General features: G+C 59.6%; 17 protein-coding genes and 1 riboswitch. Of the genes, 12 read left to right on the top strand and 5 right to left on the bottom strand.

Translation table 11 applies throughout. The annotated features are described in order from the left end of the window. Nucleotides 1-255 precede the first annotated feature (255 nt). The 5 genes from GSQ80_RS19445 to lon all read left to right on the top strand — a co-directional run bounded on the left by GSQ80_RS19445 (nucleotide 256) and on the right by lon (nucleotide 8,065). Nucleotides 256-1,539: an aldose 1-epimerase gene (locus GSQ80_RS19445; protein WP_158789315.1), complete on the top strand. Its 1,284-nt coding sequence runs from the start codon at nucleotides 256-258 to the stop codon at nucleotides 1,537-1,539. Nucleotides 1,540-1,747: 208 nt separating this feature from the next. Then, a complete protein-coding gene (gene tig / locus GSQ80_RS19440; RefSeq protein WP_254059792.1) occupies nucleotides 1,748-3,226 on the top strand; it encodes a trigger factor in 1,479 nt (492 codons plus the stop codon). 95 nt (nucleotides 3,227-3,321) lie between these two features. Continuing rightward, a complete protein-coding gene (clpP, locus tag GSQ80_RS19435; RefSeq protein ID WP_158789314.1) occupies nucleotides 3,322-3,915 on the top strand; it encodes an ATP-dependent Clp endopeptidase proteolytic subunit ClpP in 594 nt (197 codons plus the stop codon). Nucleotides 3,916-4,169: 254 nt separating this feature from the next. Next, nucleotides 4,170-5,459, top strand: a complete 1,290-nt coding sequence (gene clpX, locus GSQ80_RS19430; protein WP_158789313.1) for an ATP-dependent Clp protease ATP-binding subunit ClpX — start codon at nucleotides 4,170-4,172, stop codon at nucleotides 5,457-5,459. Between the two features lie 179 nt (nucleotides 5,460-5,638). After that, complete coding sequence (gene lon, locus GSQ80_RS19425) at nucleotides 5,639-8,065, top strand: endopeptidase La (RefSeq protein WP_158789312.1); 2,427 nt, start codon at nucleotides 5,639-5,641, stop codon at nucleotides 8,063-8,065. A gap of 84 nt (nucleotides 8,066-8,149) precedes the next feature. Here lon and GSQ80_RS19420 read toward each other — a convergent pair whose 3' ends face one another. After that, entirely contained in the window at nucleotides 8,150-8,302 is a 153-nt protein-coding gene (locus GSQ80_RS19420) for a lmo0937 family membrane protein (protein ID WP_158789311.1), read from the bottom strand. A 90-nt stretch (nucleotides 8,303-8,392) separates the two neighbouring features. On the opposite strand from GSQ80_RS19420, the gene GSQ80_RS19415 reads away from it, so the two are divergent. After that, nucleotides 8,393-8,638, top strand: a complete 246-nt coding sequence (locus GSQ80_RS19415; RefSeq protein WP_158789310.1) for a DUF3309 domain-containing protein — start codon at nucleotides 8,393-8,395, stop codon at nucleotides 8,636-8,638. A gap of 76 nt (nucleotides 8,639-8,714) precedes the next feature. Next, on the top strand, nucleotides 8,715-9,917 hold the full coding sequence (locus GSQ80_RS19410) for a pyridoxal phosphate-dependent aminotransferase (RefSeq protein WP_254059791.1): 1,203 nt from the start codon (nucleotides 8,715-8,717) through the stop codon (nucleotides 9,915-9,917). A 109-nt stretch (nucleotides 9,918-10,026) separates the two neighbouring features. Here GSQ80_RS19410 and GSQ80_RS19405 read toward each other — a convergent pair whose 3' ends face one another. Together GSQ80_RS19405 and thrC are read right to left on the bottom strand one after the other, a co-directional pair. Next, on the bottom strand, nucleotides 10,027-10,323 hold the full coding sequence (locus GSQ80_RS19405; RefSeq protein WP_158789308.1) for a MoaD/ThiS family protein: 297 nt from the start codon (nucleotides 10,321-10,323) through the stop codon (nucleotides 10,027-10,029). Further along, nucleotides 10,320-11,603, bottom strand: a complete 1,284-nt coding sequence (gene thrC / locus GSQ80_RS19400) for a threonine synthase (RefSeq protein WP_158789307.1) — start codon at nucleotides 11,601-11,603, stop codon at nucleotides 10,320-10,322. Before thrC ends, GSQ80_RS19405 begins: the two co-directional genes overlap by 4 nt. 113 nt (nucleotides 11,604-11,716) lie before the next feature. Then, nucleotides 11,717-11,829, bottom strand: a riboswitch (SAM riboswitch). A 147-nt stretch (nucleotides 11,830-11,976) separates the two neighbouring features. On the opposite strand from thrC, the gene GSQ80_RS19395 reads away from it, so the two are divergent. The 5 genes from GSQ80_RS19395 (at nucleotide 11,977) to GSQ80_RS19375 (ending at nucleotide 16,051) form a co-directional block, all read left to right on the top strand. Beyond that, nucleotides 11,977-12,708, top strand: coding sequence for an ATP-binding cassette domain-containing protein (locus GSQ80_RS19395; protein ID WP_254059790.1), 732 nt, complete (start codon nucleotides 11,977-11,979; stop codon nucleotides 12,706-12,708). Further along, the gene (gene ybaK, locus GSQ80_RS19390; protein WP_158789306.1) at nucleotides 12,705-13,220 is read left to right on the top strand and encodes a Cys-tRNA(Pro) deacylase; all 516 of its coding nucleotides are present in this window, start codon (nucleotides 12,705-12,707) and stop codon (nucleotides 13,218-13,220) included. The genes GSQ80_RS19395 and ybaK overlap by 4 nt, the downstream gene beginning before the upstream one ends. Further along, the gene (locus GSQ80_RS19385) at nucleotides 13,217-13,897 is read left to right on the top strand and encodes a heme exporter protein CcmB (RefSeq protein WP_158789305.1); all 681 of its coding nucleotides are present in this window, start codon (nucleotides 13,217-13,219) and stop codon (nucleotides 13,895-13,897) included. Before ybaK ends, GSQ80_RS19385 begins: the two co-directional genes overlap by 4 nt. A 44-nt stretch (nucleotides 13,898-13,941) precedes the next feature. Then, nucleotides 13,942-14,700: a cytochrome c biogenesis protein CcsA gene (gene ccsA / locus GSQ80_RS19380; protein ID WP_254059789.1), complete on the top strand. Its 759-nt coding sequence runs from the start codon at nucleotides 13,942-13,944 to the stop codon at nucleotides 14,698-14,700. Nucleotides 14,701-14,779: 79 nt separating this feature from the next. After that, nucleotides 14,780-16,051, top strand: a complete 1,272-nt coding sequence (locus GSQ80_RS19375) for a beta-propeller fold lactonase family protein (protein WP_254059788.1) — start codon at nucleotides 14,780-14,782, stop codon at nucleotides 16,049-16,051. Nucleotides 16,052-16,059: 8 nt separating this feature from the next. Here the strand turns inward: GSQ80_RS19375 and GSQ80_RS19370 are convergent, their stop codons facing one another. Both GSQ80_RS19370 and queG read right to left on the bottom strand, forming a co-directional pair. After that, the gene (locus GSQ80_RS19370) at nucleotides 16,060-17,088 is read right to left on the bottom strand and encodes a YihY/virulence factor BrkB family protein (protein WP_158789304.1); all 1,029 of its coding nucleotides are present in this window, start codon (nucleotides 17,086-17,088) and stop codon (nucleotides 16,060-16,062) included. Between the two features lie 50 nt (nucleotides 17,089-17,138). Then, a complete protein-coding gene (gene queG / locus GSQ80_RS19365; RefSeq protein WP_254059787.1) occupies nucleotides 17,139-18,311 on the bottom strand; it encodes a tRNA epoxyqueuosine(34) reductase QueG in 1,173 nt (390 codons plus the stop codon). Between the last annotated feature and the right edge of the window lies 1 nt (nucleotide 18,312).

The raw sequence follows: 18,312 nt of genomic DNA, 5'->3' as shown, positions 1-18,312 counted from the left end.
ATCGTCGGTCGATGATAACGTTGGTAGTGATCAGGCGTATAAGTGTTGAGCCATCCTATTGGCGTTAAGGGACGTCTCTCCAATCTGGGAAGTTGCGCCGGTAGTCGGCGACACCGCTCTCAGAAGTTTAATGGGTTTCGCTCTCGGAAGTTTAGTGAGTTTAGTGTGTCATAGGCCAGGTTGTTGCCTGGGCTCCCAGGGCGGGAGCACTATTGGGCCTTGCGGTAGAGAACAAGGCCTGGAGATTGAAGAAAGATGAAGCTGGGACGACCACAGACAGGACAACGGACATCCTCATCGGAAGGTCAGCATTTTTCAACGCGGGGCTGGCTGACGCCGAGCCTGGTTGGATTGCTTTGCGCTGCGCTCCTGGCTGCGGCCTATGAGCGTGGGCACGGGAATCTCGAGAAGCTGAAGACGAGGGTGAATCCGCAACCTCCTGCGGAGGTTATGCCGACTGGCCCGGGCGGGCAGGATCCTATTCGCCTCAGTCGCAGCGCGACATCGATCGGAAAGGGCGTCGAGCTCATCTCTGCGACGTTTCTGCCCGGTCGAGGCATGAATGTATTTCAGGTTACGGCGCTGATTCCCGGGCATGGAGAGGTTTCGCTGCTGGTTTCACCGTTGCTGGCAAGCGCTTCTGGACTTCTTAACGGCCAGGATGATGATGCCAATGGTTCGGCGAGCACCACCGTTGGTGGTGCCGTGCTTCTGCCCTGGGCACAGAGGCTTTCGGGAACCTCCACGAGCACTCAGGGGATGCTGTCGACCAACTGGAATGGTAAGCGCCTGAGCTTTCCGGCGGAAAACTCTGGGAGCAATATGTCGGTCGAAGGGCTGTTACTTGCGCGTGCGGCCGACACGGTGAAGAGCGACGTTCTCCCGGATGGCCAGTCGGTCGTCGCGGTCTTTCATGCGGGAGATTTTTCAGGCAATTGGCTATCTACTGTTGATGTGACGGTTGAAGCTCAGCTAACCGCTCACGATCTCGATTTGACCGTCACCGCGCAAAATACCGGACAGCAACCGGCGCCGTTCGGCGTGGGTTGGCATCCCTTCTTCGCGATTCCCAGCGGCGACCGGTCCAATGCCCTGCTCAGTGTGCCTTCGCAGACGATCATGGAAGTTAGCAAGCAGTCGGGTAAACCCACTGGACGCATGGTGAGCGTCGCAGGCAAGGACGACGATCTCTCGAAGCAGGGGGGAACGAAACTGGGACTGACCGCGATCGGTGCGACGTATACCAACCTTCTGTCCGGTGTGGCGAGCGGACCGGTAGCCGAGCTCAGCGATCCTTCTTACAATTACCGGCTGAGCGTGATTCCGCTAACACCCGACATTACGAGCATGCGCGTGATCGCACCGGCAGATAAGCCATGGGTATCGATCGGGCCCAATACCAACCTGGACGATCCATTTGGCCCGGAGTGGGATAGCCCGGAGAACGCAGGTATGATCACGCTGGCGCCGGGAGCGACGCTACGTTGGAAAGTGCGGCTCGAGATCTCCCAACTGGGCGCCTCGACAATCACGCCGTAGCCGTTTTTTTCGATGATGGGGCGGTTGGGCTTGCAATTCGCCGGCTGCGTTGGAAATCCATGCTGGATTCTGACCGCAACGTTTGACCCTCGCGCTACACACTCGTATTCTTAGGATTGGCGAACTGCGTTGATGGTTCTACTGACGGCCAACAACGCACACGACATCAGAATCAGCCACCTCGCCAAAACCTTCGGAAGGCACTCATTTGACCCCCACCACAGATACACCCACAGGCAGTTCCCTTGATGTTCAGGACGACAACCTCACGCCGAGCGCGACCGCGAGCTCGCTGGAAGATCATGATGTTGAAGTCCATGACCTTGACCACGACCACACAGGTCATGACCACGAAGGTCACGAGCACCATCACGCTCCCGCTCCCACACTGAACCCTGAGCTGACGCGCTCGATTGAGGTTGAGGCTTCTGCCGAAGACGTCAGCAAGGCGTTCCAGCAGGTGACCAAGCGCTACACCAAGCTGGCGCGCATTCCGGGCTTCCGCGCGGGCAAGGTTCCTCCGTCGCTGATCAAGTCGCGGTTCGCCAAGGAAGTTCGCCAGGAGGTCCTGGAGTCGCTGGTGAGCGACCGCTTCCGCAAGGCTCTCGAGGAGCAAAAGATTCAGCCGGTTTCGCAGCCGCAGATCAGCGAGCTGCTGCTCGCCGACGGCGCGCCGCTGAAGTTCAAGGCGACGTTCGAAGTGCTGCCGGAGATCAACATCGACGGCTATGACGCGACCAAGGTCGAGCGGCCGAACGCAGCGCTGGAAGAGGGCGAGTTCGAGGCTGAGCTGGCCAACGTACTCGACCACCACGCAACGGTTGAGCCGGTGGAAGAGGATCGCCTGCTGACGGACGGCGACTGGGCTGAGATTGAGTTCAAGGGCAAGATCCAGGATCTCGCGCAAGTGGTTGGCGAGGAAGGTCTTGAGGACAAGGATCCTAGCCAGCAGATCAGTGGCGAAGACGTTCTCATCGAGATCGGCGGCAAGAATACGCTGCAAGCATTCAACGAGGCGTTGCGCGGTGCCAAGGTTGGGCAGGAGCTTTCGTTTGAGGCGACCTACCCGGCGGAGTTTGGCGATGCACGGCTGGCGGGCAAGACGGTCAGCTACGACGTGACGGTTAAGGCGATCAAGAAGAAGACGTTCCCGGAGCGCGACGAAGAGTTCGCCAAGCAGCTCGGACCGTACTCGGATTGGAATGACTTCGAGACCAAGCTGCGCGAGCGCCTTGCAGGCCGCAAGAAGGAAGCGCTGGAAGCGCGGGCTCGCGACATTATGCTCGATGAGCTGGTGGCGAAGTATCAGTTCCCTGTTCCCGAAACGTTTGTGCAGGCGCAGATCGATGCGCGGCTGGAGCGCGGATTACGTGCACTGGCGCAGCAGGGCATGAGCTCGGAGCAGATGCGGCAGCTGGACTTCGAGCGGCTGCGCGGCGCTCAACGCGACCAGGCTGTCACCGAGGTCAAGGTGTCGCTGATCCTGGATCAGGTAGCCGAGCGTGAGCACATTACCGTGACCGACGAAGACATGGAGCGTGAGCTGCTGATGCTCTCGCTGCAGTCGAGAGAGCCGGTGGATGCGCTTCGCAAGCGGTTGGCAGAGGATGGATCGCTTGACCGGATTCGGGAACAGATGCGCCGGGAAAAGACGGGGACCGTGCTTTTCGACAAGCTGGCGAGCTAAGCTGGACACAACGCTAGCTATCACTGGTAGCTTCGCTTGCGCTCCCGACGTTAACCCCTAACCTCACGCACGACTAGACGCAAAGGAAAAGAGCTATGGGACTTATACCGATGGTGCTCGAGCAGACGAGCCGGGGCGAACGCTCGTACGACATTTACAGCCGTCTGCTGCGCGACAACATCATCTTTCTCGGCACGCCGATTGACGATAACGTCGCCAATCTGATCATCGCGCAAATGCTTTTTCTCTCGGGCGAGGACCCGGAGAAGGACATTCAGCTGTACATCAACTCACCCGGCGGGTCGATCTCGGCCGGCCTGGCAATCTACGACACGATGCAGTACATCAAGAACGACGTGGTGACGTTCTGCATAGGGCAGGCAGCGTCGATGGGCGCATTCCTGTTGATGGCGGGCAAGAAGGGCAAGCGGTTCACGTTGCCCAACTCGCGCATCCTGATCCACCAGCCGTCGATGGGCGGACTGGGCGGACAGGCTACCGATATCGACATCCATGCGCGCGAGATTCTTCGTATTCGCGAGCTTACCAACAAGTTGATGAGCGCTAGCACAGGTCAGCCACTGGATCGCATTGAGCGGGATGTGGAGCGCGACTTCATCATGACGGCACCGCAGGCCAAGGAGTACGGGATCATCGATGACATCATTGATCGTCCCCGCACGACATAGAAACTTAAGTCACATCGCAGCATCGAATACTTAGCGAAACAGCCTCATGTCGCGCAGAAGTTTGCGGGGGATGAGGCAGTTTTGTTCCTGTGGTACAGGGAAATTCGCGAGCAGTGATCCAATTTGGTACAGGGAATCGAGTTGCACATCCTGTGGTTCTGCAATACTCGCTGAGGCCGTGTTCTCAGGTGTAAACTAAATTTCGTTGGTGACGCCTGTTGGGTTCTACGGGCGCGAAGGAGTGCACCCTGTCTATGAAGACCTCACGTGGCGCGGAAGAGTCCCTCCGCTGTTCTTTTTGCCATAAATCACAGGACGCCGTTGCCAAGCTCATCTCCTCGCCATCGGATTATCCTCGCGCGTACATCTGCGATGAATGCGTCGCGGTGTGCAATTCCATTCTCGAAGACGACAAGGGTGAGGCGCAGGCCGGTGCGGCTCCTGCTCACCTGCCGAAACCAGCCGAGGTCAAGGCGTTTCTGGACGAGTATGTAATCGGCCAGGATCAGACCAAGAAAAAGCTGGCGGTTGCAGTCTACAACCACTACAAGCGTATCCAGATGAACAAGACGCGCGGCAATGATGTCGAGATGCAGAAGTCGAATATCTTGCTGGTGGGGCCCACGGGGTCAGGTAAGACGCTGCTCGCGCAGACCCTGGCGAAGATGCTCGATGTGCCGTTTGCGATTGTCGATGCGACGACGCTGACCGAGGCTGGATATGTCGGCGAAGACGTCGAGAACATCATTCTGAAGCTGCTGCAGGCTGCGGATGGGGATGTCGCGCGCGCACAGCAGGGCATCATCTACATCGACGAGATCGATAAGATTGGGCGCAAGGATGAGAATCCTTCGATCACCCGCGATGTGTCGGGCGAGGGCGTGCAGCAGGCGCTGCTGAAGCTGCTCGAGGGCACGATCGCCAACGTTCCGCCACAGGGTGGACGCAAGCATCCGCACCAGGAGTTCACCATCGTCGATACGACGAACATCCTGTTTATCTGCGGTGGCGCGTTTGTCGGATTGGAAAAGGTTATTGGGCGGCGCGTAGGCAAGAAGGCGCTTGGCTTCAAGGCCATCGGCGAAGTAGCTGCCAAGGAAGATGACGTGGTGACGCCGATCCGGGCGCAGCGTGATTCCGAGTTGCTGCGCCAGGCCGAACCGCAGGATTTGCTGAAGTACGGTCTGATCCCAGAGTTTGTTGGACGGCTTCCCGTTCTGGGAATTCTCGATGAACTGGACGAGGCAGCACTGATCGACATTCTTACCCGTCCGCGCAACGCGATCCTGAAGCAATACGCGCGGCTGTTTGACTTTGAGGGTGTGAAGGTCACCTGGACCGACGAAGCTGCCAGCGAGATTGCCCGCGAGGCACTGCATCGCAAGGTGGGTGCGCGCGGTCTCCGCATGATTCTGGAAGAGTTAATGCTCGACCTGATGTATCACGTACCGGGCAACAAGAAGGTCAAGGAACTCGTGATCACGGACGAGATGGTCCGTACGCGCGAGATCATGGTACCTGTGGTTCTGGAGAAGGCTGGCTGAGTTAATACCGGTTTTTGCACAGGCAACGGACAGCCTCGGCTGTCCGTTTTACCCTTAAGGCACTTCCCTCTTTAGTAGGATCAAAACTCGCTTCACTCCGCCATCCGCCCAGCGCGTACAATTCCGTACAAGCATGCCGCGCATCGTTCCCGCGCAAAGCACGTCTAATCAGGAGGCCTATGACAAACGACGAACGCGACATCCTGAACGGCGCTATGCGCAAGCTTCCGATGATGCCCATCCGCGAGATGGTCATCTTTCCGCACATGATGACCCCTTTTGTGGTGGGGCGCGAATCGAGCGTCCGTGCGCTGGAGGAAGCTCTCAACGGCGACCGCCGCATCTTTCTCGCAACACAGCACGACGCTTCGGTCGATGAGCCGACGCCGGATGATATTTACACCGTTGGCGTGATCGGCAACATCGTGCAGTCGGTGCGCATGCCTGACGGAAATATCAAGGTGCTGGTGGAAGGCGTTGAGCGCGCCCGCGCAAGCGAGATCAACGACGACGACGGGTTCTTCGTTGCGACGGTGAAAACCTCAAACGTGGAGCTACAGGCGACACCGGCGACCGAGCAACTAGTCGCGCGGGTGCACCAGTTGTTTGAGCAGTATGGCAAGCTGCAGCAGTCGCTCAATCAGGAAGCCACCGCTGCGCTACGCATGGACGAGCCCGCGAAACTCGCGGACGTGATTGCAGCGAACCTTCCGCTGGGAATCGAAGAGAAGCAGCAGTTGCTGGAGGTGTTCGATCCAGAGGTGCGGCTCTCGCGCATCGCGGATACCCTCGACATCGCGATTGAGAAGCTGAACATGGACCGCACCATTCAGTCGCGGGTGAAGCGGCAGATGGAGCGCGCGCAGAAGGAGTATTACCTCAACGAGAAGATCAAGGCCATCCAGAAGGAGCTGGGCCGCGGTGAGAAGAGCGAGTTCGACGAGCTGAAGAAGAAGATTGAAGAAGCCGGCATGACCAAAGAGGTGCAGGAAAAGGCCATGCAGGAGCTGAAGAAGCTCGAGGCGATGCCGCCGATGTCGGCTGAGTCAACCGTGTCCAGAAATTATCTGGACTGGTTGCTGGCGGTTCCGTGGAAGAAGCGTTCCAAGGAGATTCGCTCCATCGAGAACGCCGAGACCGTGCTGAACGAAGATCATTATGGCCTCGAGAAGATCAAGGACCGCATCCTCGAGTTCCTCGCGGTGCGGCAGCTGGTGAAAAATCCGAAGGGTTCGATCCTCTGCTTCGTCGGGCCTCCGGGCGTGGGCAAGACCTCGCTGGGCATGTCGATTGCAAAAGCAACTGGCCGCAAGTTTGTGCGGATGTCGCTCGGCGGAGTGCGCGATGAGGCGGAGATCCGCGGACATCGGCGGACATACATTGGCGCGCTGCCGGGGCAGATCATTCAGTCGATGAAGAAGGCCGGCACGAAGAACCCGGTGATCATGCTGGATGAGATCGACAAGATGGCTTCGGACTTCCGCGGCGATCCTGCGTCGGCGCTGCTGGAGGTTTTGGACCCCGAGCAGAATCACACGTTCCAGGATCACTATCTCGACGTGGAATATGACCTTTCGCAGGTGCTGTTCGTGGCAACGGCAAATGTGCTGCACACGATTCCCGGCCCGCTGCAGGACCGCATGGAGATTTTGCGGTTGACTGGCTACACGGAACTCGAGAAGCTCGAGATCGCCAAGCAATACCTGGTGAGAAAACAGATTGAGGCGACGGGTTTAACGGCGACGCAGATTAGCTTTAGCGACGATGCGTTGCGCGATATCATTCGTTCCTACACGCGTGAAGCCGGCGTACGCAACCTTGAGCGCGAGATTGGCAATATTTGCCGAAAGGTTGCTCGCAAGGTTGTTGGCGACGACAAGCATGTCGAGACAGTCACGGCGGAAACGCTGAGCACGTTGCTCGGCGTGGCAAAGTATCGCGATTCGGGCGTGCAGGAGAAGTCCGAAATCGGCCTCGTCACCGGGCTCGCATGGACGGAGATGGGCGGAAGTATTCTGCAGACCGAAGTGCAGGTGCTGGACGGCAAGGGCAAGATGACGGCGACCGGACAGCTCGGCGATGTGATGCAGGAGTCAGCGCAGGCTGCCCTGACTTACATCCGCTCGCGCTCACATCACCTTGGGCTGCCTCGGGACTTCTATCGCAACGTAGATATCCACGTGCATGTTCCCGAGGGCGCGATTCCCAAGGATGGTCCTTCCGCAGGCATCACCCTGGCTACCGCTCTGGCGAGCGCGCTGACCAAGATCGAGGTGCGGCGCGACATCGCTATGACCGGGGAAATCACGTTGCGCGGGAAGGTGCTTCCGATAGGCGGTCTGAAAGAGAAGCTGCTGGCAGCGCATCGGGCAGGAATTCGCGAGGCCATTCTTCCCGCTGAGAATAAGCGAGACCTTGCGGACCTTCCGGATCTCATCAAGAAAGAGATGAAGCTCAATTGGGTTGAGCAGATGGATGAGGTGCTGGAAATTGCGCTGGTCAGCAGGCCGATGAAACTTGCGGAAGAGACGCCCGCCGCGCTGGATCAGACCCCAGCGTTGCCGATTCCTCCACCGAAGCCGTCAGAGAACATCGCGCACCAGTAACTCTTCAAAATATCCAGAAAAGAAAGGTCGAACCTAGTCAGGTTCGGCCTTTCTCATTGGATGACATACAGGCGCATGTTTACGCTACGCCGCACTCCGGCCGCCGGATACGAAGTGCATAACCAGCGAGATCACCGCAAAGATCAGGAGAATGTGAATGAGGAAGCTGCTGACGTGAAACATGAAAAAGCCGCCGAGCCAAAGGAGAACGAGGACAACTGCCAGGATTAAGAACATGAGAAGGCCGCCTTACCAGAGGATGGATTGAACATTATTTGTAACCACAACGAAACGTAAGAGCCGTTTGACTGTCTTCGCGTTGCTTGGATGGCTAAATTCTTTCCTGTCTTCTGCCTGGATAACAGAAACAAACGAAAGAGCATCTACATAGAAGTTGCAAGTCAATCTCTCTGGAGGCACGTCGTGCTCATCGTCATCATCATTCTGCTGCTTCTCGTCTTTGGTTCCTTCCCGAGCTACCCTTACTCGCGCAACTGGGGTTATTACCCGGCCGGTGGCCTGGGCACGATCCTTCTGATCGTTGTGATCCTCTGGTTGCTCCACGTAATCTAGCGGAAAGTTTTGACGCTTCACGGACACCGATAACTTCGTTAGGATAGGAGGCGCACGCACGATGTGCGCCTCTCTTATGCGATCTCCCACACTCTCTCCCGCCGGCAATCTTCGTCTCAGTGAACTGGCACCGCATTTCGTCCAGTCAGAGATTCGCGCCATGACCGTTGCTTGTACAGAGGTGGATGGCATCAACATGGCACAGGGTGTGTGCGATACCGACCCACCGCATCCGGTGGTCGAAGCCGCGATCTCTGCGATTCGTTCCGGTCACAATATCTACACGCGCATGGACGGCATTGTTTCTCTGCGTGAGGCGATTGCACAGAAGTTTTCGAGCTTCAATCATCTAAAAGTAGACCCTCACTCACAGGTATTTGTGACCAGCGGCGCGACGGGAGCGATGTACGCTTCCCTGCTCGCGTTGCTGAATGCGGGCGATGAGTGCGTGGTGTTGGAGCCGTTCTATGGTTACCACGTGAGTACGCTGAAGAGCATGCGGATCCTACCGGTCGTCGTACCTTTGGCTGGGCCGGATTTCGGGTTGGACGTCGAAAGGCTGCGCGCTGCCATCACGCCGCGCACACGGGCGATCATCATCAATAGCCCATCGAATCCGTCGGGAAAAGTCTTTTCGAGGACAGAGCTTGAGGCGATCGCCGAAGTGGCGATCGAGTTCGACCTCTTCGTCTTCACCGACGAGATGTACGAATACTTTATCTACGACGGCGCTGAGCACATCAGCATCGCCACGCTGCCGCGAATGGCTGAACGCACGATTACGATCTCGGGATTCTCGAAGACGTTCTCGGTGACGGGATGGCGGCTCGGGTATCTTGCGGCGAGCGAGCGCTGGCTGCCGGCGATTGGATACTTCCACGATTTGCTCTACGTCTGCGCGCCTTCCCCGCTGCAACATGGAGCTGCGGCCGGGCTGCTGCAGTTGCCGCAGAGCTTCTACAACGGGCTGACAGCCGAGTACCAGGCGAAGCGGGATTTGATTTGCGCAGCGCTGAAACGGGCTGAGCTGACGCCGTCGATTCCTACCGGCGCATACTACGTGCTGGCAGATGCTACGCGGATACCCGGCGCAGACGCGAAGCAGAAGGCGCGGCGGCTCCTGGCGGATGCGGGGATTGCGGCGGTTGCGGGGTCGGCGTTCTTCGCGAGCGATGCTGCGGGGGTGAATCCCGGCGAGAACCTGCTGCGGTTCTGCTTTGCGAAGAAGGATGACGAGCTTGCGGAGGCCTGTCGGCGGCTGGATGCCTATCGGGGCTAGCCGTCAGCCCATGTCCGAAAATCCGGAGATGGGGCACCCAGTATTCGGTATTAAAGGAAAAGCCGCAGTGGCAAGCGCCACCGCGGCTTTCATGTTCTTGCGCGGAGCGCTACTCGCCGTGCGCGGAGGACGACCCCCCGGCTATGGAGGGGATGAGCATGATCTCGTCTCCGTCTTCGAAGGGATGGGCGTCGCCGCCGAGGAAGCGGATGTCTTCGTCGTTGACGTAGACGTTGACGAAGCGGCGTAGCTTGCCGTTTTCGTCCTTGACGTTCTGGGCGAGCGCGGGAAACTTCGTGTCGAATTCTGCGAGCAAACCAGGCAGGTTCTCGGCCTCGGAGTCGAAGGACTTCTGGCCGTCGGTGTGGCGGGCTAGGGCGGTGGGCAGAACAATCTTTACGCTCAACGCGCACCTCCTGCCAACGCCACGTCGCTGATCAACCGGCCATCGACGGCGCGTATGTACTCGTCGAAGGCCGCCAGCTTGGGCTTCACGGCGCGCTCGGTAGCGAAGCAGCCTTCCAGCGCGTCGGTGGTCTTGAGGCCGTTGCCCGTGATGCATGAAACCGTAAGCTGGTCGCGGGTGATGCGGCCCTGCGAGTAGAGCCGCGCGGTGACCGCTGTGGTGACGCCGCCGGCGGTTTCGGTGAAGATGCCTTCGTCCTCGGCCAGTTCCTGGATGCCGGACACGAGCTCGACGTCGGAGACATCCTCGGCCCAGCCGCCGGTCTCCTGGATCATCTTCGCGGCGGCAGGACCGTCGGCCGGATTGCCGATGGCGAGCGAGCGGGCGATGGTGTTGGGGCGCTGCGGCTCAATGTAGTCCCAACCGTTTTTGACAGCCTGCGAGATGGGCGAGCAGCCGGTAGCCTGCGCCCCGAAGAAGCGGACGTCTTTGGGCTCGACGAGGCCAAGCGCGATGAGCTCCTTGAAGGCCTTACGGATCTTGCGGATCAGCGAGCCGCCGGCCATTGGGCAGACGATGTTGTCGGGCAGGCGCCAGCCAAGCTGTTCGGCGATCTCGTAGCCAACGGTCTTCGAGCCCTCGGCATAGTAGGGCCGGAGGTTCACGTTGACGAAACCCCAGTTGTACTCGTCCGCAATCTGGGTGCAGAGGCGATTGACGTGGTCGTAGTTGCCGTCGATGCGCACCAGGCGCGCGCCGTAGACCTGGGTGTTGAGGATCTTGGCGTACTCGAGATCGGCGGGCACGAGGATGCAGGCCTTGAGGCCGAGCCGGGCGGCCTGCGCAGCGGTAGAGTTTGCCAGGTTGCCAGTAGACGAGCAGCCGACGGTGATGAAGCCGAAGCCCTGCGCGTTGGCGAGGGCGACCGAGACGACGCGGTCCTTGAAGCTGAGCGTCGGGAAGCACACCGCATCGTTCTTGATGTAGAGGTTGTTGGCGCCGATGCGCTTGCCGAGATTCTTCGCACGCACCAGCGGCGTGAAGCCGACGGGGAGGTCGGGCAGAAAGCCCTCGGGGATGGGGAGAAGCTCTTTGTAACGCCAGATGTTGGCTGGACCGGCGGCGATGGTTTCGCGCGTGAAGCGGCCGCGAACCGACTCCAGATCGTACTGGACTTCAAGGGGCGCGAGGCAGTCTGGGCAGCCAGACAGAGGCCTATTGCCGAAGCTCTTGCCGCATTCGTTGCAGCGTAGCTCGTACTTCGTACAGGAAGACACCATTGATCGACTCCGATGGTCGAAGGGTGATGGTCCTGGAAGCCGCTCTCTTGTCTGGGGTTCTCGGTACGGAGGTTCGTGGAGATCAGGCTCAGATACGGGTCTGCGTCCACCGAATCTCATGTACCCCGTGGCTTGCGCCATCCAGGAGAGAGTTGACACCGGTACTGTGTTCTGTCCGGTTGTCGTGGCGTCGTAGGGCTCGTCCCTCAACCACTCTGCATGAAATCCGACCCGCCGAAGCGAGAGGAATGTTTAAGGTTTATCACCAATTCTGAGTGATTGCAACCTTGGTTTCCACAACAGGATCGGGGTCTGCGCAGCGACGCGGATCACATGGGGTGTCCGCCGCGGGTTCTATACTCACAGACAGATTATGCCGACGATGAACGACTTCCGAGCGGAAACGACTGAAAACACGGCGACGTCCGCAGTGCCGGCGATTGCGCTGGACCGGGTTTCGCGGCTGTATGGGAGTTTCGTGGCGCTGCGCGAGGTCACCGTGTCGCTGGCGGCGGGATCCAGCGTTGTAATGCTTGGGGAGAATGGCGCGGGCAAGTCTACCCTGCTGAAGGTGATTGCCGGGCTCCAGTCGCCGAGTTATGGAACGGTGTCTATCTTTGGCGAGCGGCCTCGAGATCAGCGCGGGGCGGTGGCGTACATGAGCCACTCGACGATGCTGTATGACGAGCTGACAGGGATTGAGAACCTGACCTACTTTGGCAGCCTGCATACAAAACTTGTGAGGCGGAGCGTGCTGCAGGAGAAGGCTGCCCAGGCGCTGATCGAGGTTGGGCTGGACCCGGCGAACGAGCGGCGGGTCGGCGAGTACTCGCAGGGTATGCGGCAGCGGGCGTCGCTGGCACGAGTGCTGTTGTCGGAGCCGGATCTGCTGCTGCTGGATGAACCATTTTCGAACCTCGACGTTGGCTCGGCGCAGAGCATGATTACGCGTCTGCTAGCGTATGTCGCGCAGCCTTCGCGCAGCGGCCTGGCGCGGACCCTGCTGCTGACAACCCACCAGGCCGAGTTGGCACGGCCGCTCGCGCAAAGCACGCTCACCCTGAGCGCAGGGCGACTCGTGTCGCTGATCGAGACGCCGCGATGAGTCCGACCAAGGCCGCACATCCGAGCAAAACCAACGCGGCGCGGCAGCTGGATGCGCTCGGGATTCCCTACGAGCTTCGCACCTACGAAGTCGATCCTGACGATCTTACGGCGATCTCAGTGGCGCGCAAGATCGGTCTCCCGCCAGAACAGGTCTTCAAAACGCTGGTGACGCGTACCCATGATTGCGAGCACTTGTTCGCGGTGGTGCCGGGAGACGCCGAACTCGACCTGAAGAAGCTGGCGGCGGTAGCCGGTACGCGCAAGGTGGAGCTTGCCTCGCTGAAAGATGTTGAGCCGCTGACCGGGTACATCCGCGGTGGCGTCACCGTACTCGCTGCGAAGAAGCCCTTCCCTGCTTTTGCCGATGAGACGATCGAGCTGTTTGACGTGATCTCGATCTCGGCCGGGCAGCGCGGCCTGCAGATATTTCTCGCGCCTGCGGATTATCTGCGCGCAACGCATGCGACGCTCGCCGACCTGACCAAAGCTCCGAATGGAGGACACGCATGAACTACGCGCAACACGTCCTCACGCATCTGCGCAAAGACCTCCGCCTGGAGTGGCGTACCAAGGACTCGATCAACGGCATGCTATTCTTCGCGCTGCTGGTCGTCGTGGTGTTGGCGATGGCGTTTGATCCGGCCTCCTATCCAACCATGACCCGGCAGATCAGCGGCGGCCTGCTGTGCGTCGCGGTGTTATTTGCGGCGATGACGGCGCTGAACCAGTCGTGGGCGCGCGAGACCCACAACAACGTACTCGATGCTCACCGGCTTTCGGCGGCGCCGGCGTCGGCGTTGTTCGTCGGCAAGGCGCTAGCGAACTTTCTGTTTGTGATGGCGGTGGAGATCGTGCTGGCGCCCATCTTTACGGTCTTCTATAACCTGCATCCGCTGGGCCAGACGTGGAAGCTGCTCTTCATTCTCCCTTTGGGCACATGGGCTTTAGTGGTCAACGGGACGTTCTTCGCCGCGCTCAGCCTGCGATCGCGCAACCGCGAGACGCTGCTCCCGCTAGTGCTGCTGCCCATCTCCATGCCGGCCTTGCTGGCGATGATCCAGGCGAGCACCGCCGTGCTTACCGGTGAGTTTGAGCCGACATTATGGATCAAAGTTTTAGTCGCCTATGTGATCGTCTTCACAACGGCATGCGTGCTCTTGTTTCAGACTATTCTTAGCGCGGATTAGGTGGCTGAACGTCGCGCCAGACCAACAAAGAGCTAAAATCATCGATGGTGACTAACATTCGAAAATCTCCCGGAACGATGCCGAAGTGGGCGCTGGCGTACTTCGGCCTTACCCTCGTCGTCCTGGCCTACGGCTTCTATGCCGCCATGGTCGCACCGAAGGAAGCGACGATGGGCAACCTCTACCGCGTCTTCTTCTATCACCTGCCGCATACGATCCTGAGTTTTGTGTTTCCGTATCTGAATTGCGGCGCATCGTTCCTCTATCTCTATTGGCGCAACCGTAACGTGGAGCGTGCTGCGGCGGCCGACGCTTTCGCCCTCGCCTCAGCCGAAATCACCGTGCTCTACGCGAGCATCGGCCTTGCCACCGGCATGCTCTGGGGACGTGCCGCCTGGGGAATCTGGTGGGCGTGGGACGCCCGCATGACGACCTACCTCCTGCTGTGGCTGCTCTACGTCAGCTACCTGCTGGTGCGGCGTTTCTCTGCCACCGGCCAGACGGCCGTCATCTCCGCGGTGCTGGCGATCTTCGCCGCCATCGACGTTCCTATCTGCTTCATGTCGATCCGCTGGTGGCGCACGCAGCATCCCTCCGCGGTCTTCGGTGGCGGAGACAACTCCGGCATCGATCCCAGCATGGTGCCCGCCGTCCTTTGGAACATGCTGGCCTGGGCGATGTGGGGAGCCTTCCTCATCGGCATGCGTTACGCCATCGAGCGTCGGAGGCAGCGCCAGTCCAATGCCCACGCGCTCGGCTTCCTCGGCGATGAAACCCCGCAAGCATTTCAGGAGGTGCGATGATTCCCTTCCACACACTGTCGGAACGCCATCTCGTCTACGCGTATTGCGCTGTATGGCTATTTCAATTTGGATACATCGCATGGCTGGTCGCGCAATGGCGCAAGAGCCGGGGATGAAGCCTGCACGACACGCTGTCGCTCATCTCAACTCGGCGTCTCCGCGCGCGCTTGCCCTCCTGCTGCCTTTGATATTGCTCGGCTGCGGACGCGATCGCTTTCCGAGTTATCCGGCGAACTATCACGAGTTCGCCTACGTATCCAACGGCACAAGCAATACCGTGACGGTGCTTGACTTGGTATATCTGCGCCAGGATCGAGTGATTCAGGTGGGCCGGCAACCTTCCGGCCTCGCAGTAAATCCGGTTCGCGACGAAGTCTATGCAGTCAATACCGGCAGCGACTCCGTCTCCGTAATCGACGCGACGACCAACCGTGTTGCAGCAACCATCGGCGTACAGCGCACGCCATACTTCGTCGCCATCGCGCCCGACGGCAAGCGCGGCTATGTAGCGAACTCGGCATCGAATACGGTGAGCGTGCTCGACCTGGACAAGCGCCGTCAGATCGGAGTCGCCGCCACGGGCGAAGGTCCCGGCATGGCTAAGGTATCGCCGGACAATCGAACGCTCGTCGTTAGCAATCGCATCGCCGGCAGCCTCTCGATCTACTCCATCACCGATTCGAAAGAACATCCGCTGCAGTTGCGGGAAGCCTATTCAGGATGCGCTGGCGCGACGGATATTACGGTGGTGGCCAATTCCGCGAGCGAGCCAACTTCAGGAGCTAAGGCCTTCGTGGCGTGCTCATCCACGCACAAGGTGATGGTGGTATGGCTGGCCGCGTCGCCTGACTCGTGGCGTGGCAAGCAGGATGCGTCCCTGCAACACGATCAACTGCTGACCTTCCTGGATGTCGGCGAGACCCCCGTACACCTCTCCGCCCAACCCAATGGAAACGAGGTCTTTTCGATAAACTTCGGCTCCGACAGCATCTCTGAGATTTCGACGTGGACCAACGAAGTGCTTGGCACCTATCCCATCGGCACCAAGCCCACGAACGGGGTCATCAGCGAGGACAACTCCAGCCTCTGGGTCACCAACTTCGGCGCCGACTCCGCCGCGATGTATAGCATCGACGACGGACGCGTGGTGGCCAGCGTGCACACCGGCGTGCATCCGGACACCATAGCCTTCTCCGCTGACGAGCACCTGCTTCTCGCCGCCGACTCCGGCTCTGCCGATGTTGCCGTCATCCGCATGCAGAGCAAGGATGGCCCGACCCTCTTCACGATGCTGCCCTCCGGCGGCCATGCTAACGACATCGTCGTGAAGTCGTTCCACGCCAAGCTCTAACTTCTCTATCAGCCGGCAGTTTCTTGGCGCTCGCGTTCCAGATCATCTACGCAGGCTTCGCGTAAAGCCTGGCGGGTCGCAGAGACATAGGCGCCCGCCAACAGAAGCAGGCCACTGAGAAACGCCCAAAGCATCAACCCCACGGAAACCTCGAACGGCCCATAGACCGAGCGAAGGTCCAGGTGCGGCAGCGTGAGGATGTAGAGATACTTGGCAATCTCCCACAGCACGCCCATGATGATGGCCGTTGGCAGAACGGCGCGCGCGGGAATCTTACGGTTCGGCAGCCCCCAATAGATCAGGAAGAAGAGCCCGATGCTCGCGATCCCCGCGCATATCCGCAGAAAGCTGCCGCCAATAAAGGTGAAGAAGAAGTTGTGCGTGTGACCGAAGAAGACGAAATTCATCACCGCTTGTTGGGCAGTGCTCAGTGCGATCGAGGCCATCGCAAGCACGCCAACCCCTGTCGCCAGCGCCAGCGAAACGATCTGATTATGAATGTAATTGCGATTCGTCCGCACTCCCCAGACGCTATTGAGTGCAACCTCCAGCGGTAAGAACACGCCCGTCGTCGTGATCAGCAACATCACGACCGAGAAGATCCTTGTCTGCGTATGCGCGACGGCAAGGATCTTCATGTTGCGCATCACGAAGTCCTGATTGCTGGGCAGAAAGTTGTTCATCATCTGGACGACAACATCGACCATCCTGGGCGAATGAAAGACGCGCTGGCAGAGCGTGAGCAGAAGCACGATGAACGGAAACAGCGAGAGGATGACCTGTGCCGCCACGCTGAACGCGTAGGTATGCACCTCGGTCTTGGTCATGTAGTGAGCGAGCGCGACAATCTGCTGCAAGGTCCCGCTTTCAGCGACAGGCACCGCCCGATCAGCGGCCAGGTCGGGCTCGACCCTCTCATCGCCCGCCGCGATCGTTGCTGCAGAGGTTTGCGACACGCGACTCTCGGCGCTGGAGTGCGAACCATCCACAAGGTTCTTCGCATTGTCAGGAACAATGCTGATTTTCTCAAAGGGCATATCACCAGTTTACTTTGTCACGCGGCGCGGTCTTACAAATCATCGACAAATCACCCGCGAGAACCAGAAGAGTTCTCGCGCAGACAATCCGCCGCCCACGCTGCGGCCTCGGCGAGAACCGCATCGTCACCGGCGATCCACGCGTCCAGTTGTGGGAGAAACTCTCGCTCGCCACTGTTTCCCATCGCGATCGCCACGTTGCGCAGGATTCGTTTGCGCCGCGTGCGCTCCAGCGGCGACCCACGGAAGTTTCGATTGAAGGTCGGCCCATCCATATCCGCAAGCCACTGCAGCGCAGGATTAACCAACTCCTGACGCGCTGGAAGCAGGCCTGACGCGGCGACGGGCGCGCGCCGATTCCAGGGACAGACATCCTGGCAAATGTCGCAGCCAAATACCTGCCGCCCCATGAGCGGCCGCAGCTCCTCGGCGATGCTTCCCTTCTTCTCGATCGTGAGATACGCGATGCAGCGCGTGGCATCCATCTGCCGAACGCCGGCGGTCTCTGGGTTAAGCAGCGCGTCGGTCGGACAAGCATCGATGCACCGTGTGCAACTGCCGCAGCGATCAGCGGCGGGCACGCTCCACGCGTCTGGCTCCAGCTCAAGCGATGTCACAATCACGCCGAGCAGCAACCACGATCCCTGCTGCTGATTCAGCACACAGGTATTTTTGCCAATCCAACCGACGCCAGCGCTCGCGGCATAGGCGCGCTCCGCCAGCGGCCCCGTATCCACGTAGCAGCGCATCGAGGCATCCGTGCCAAAACGCTCTTTCAACTCCGACTCCAGCGCACGGAGCTGGAGCAGGAGCACGTCGTGGTAATCGCTACCCTCCCCGGATTGTTCCTGCCCACTCCACGCATAGCGAGCGATCCATCCGGCCTTCGAGTCTGCGGGGTCGATCGATTTCGGAGCCGCGGCGTTATAGTTCACCGCGCAGACAATCACCGAGCGTGCCCACGGCATCGAGCGGCGCAGATCTCCGCGAAGATATTCGCCCGCGTCATCGGCCCGCTTCAGGTAGTCCATCTCGCCGGCGTACCCGGCGTCGATCCATTGCGTGTAGCGTTGATCGTCCTCGGAGGCCGGAGCGCCTGACAACTCCGGCACGGTTGCCACGCCGGCAAGATCAAACCCGGCGGCGCGCGCCCGCTGCTCGATCCACTCCCGATCCGCAAGCGTCAGTGGAAACCCCGTCCCCATCTCGTTATTCTCGCGCAAC

Origin of the sequence: Granulicella sp. L46 (assembly GCF_009765785.1) — a bacterium.
Taxonomy (GTDB): Bacteria; Acidobacteriota; Terriglobia; order Terriglobales; family Acidobacteriaceae; genus Granulicella.
Note: the sequence above shows the minus strand (reverse complement) of the source record. Positions and strands in the feature narration are given on the sequence as shown.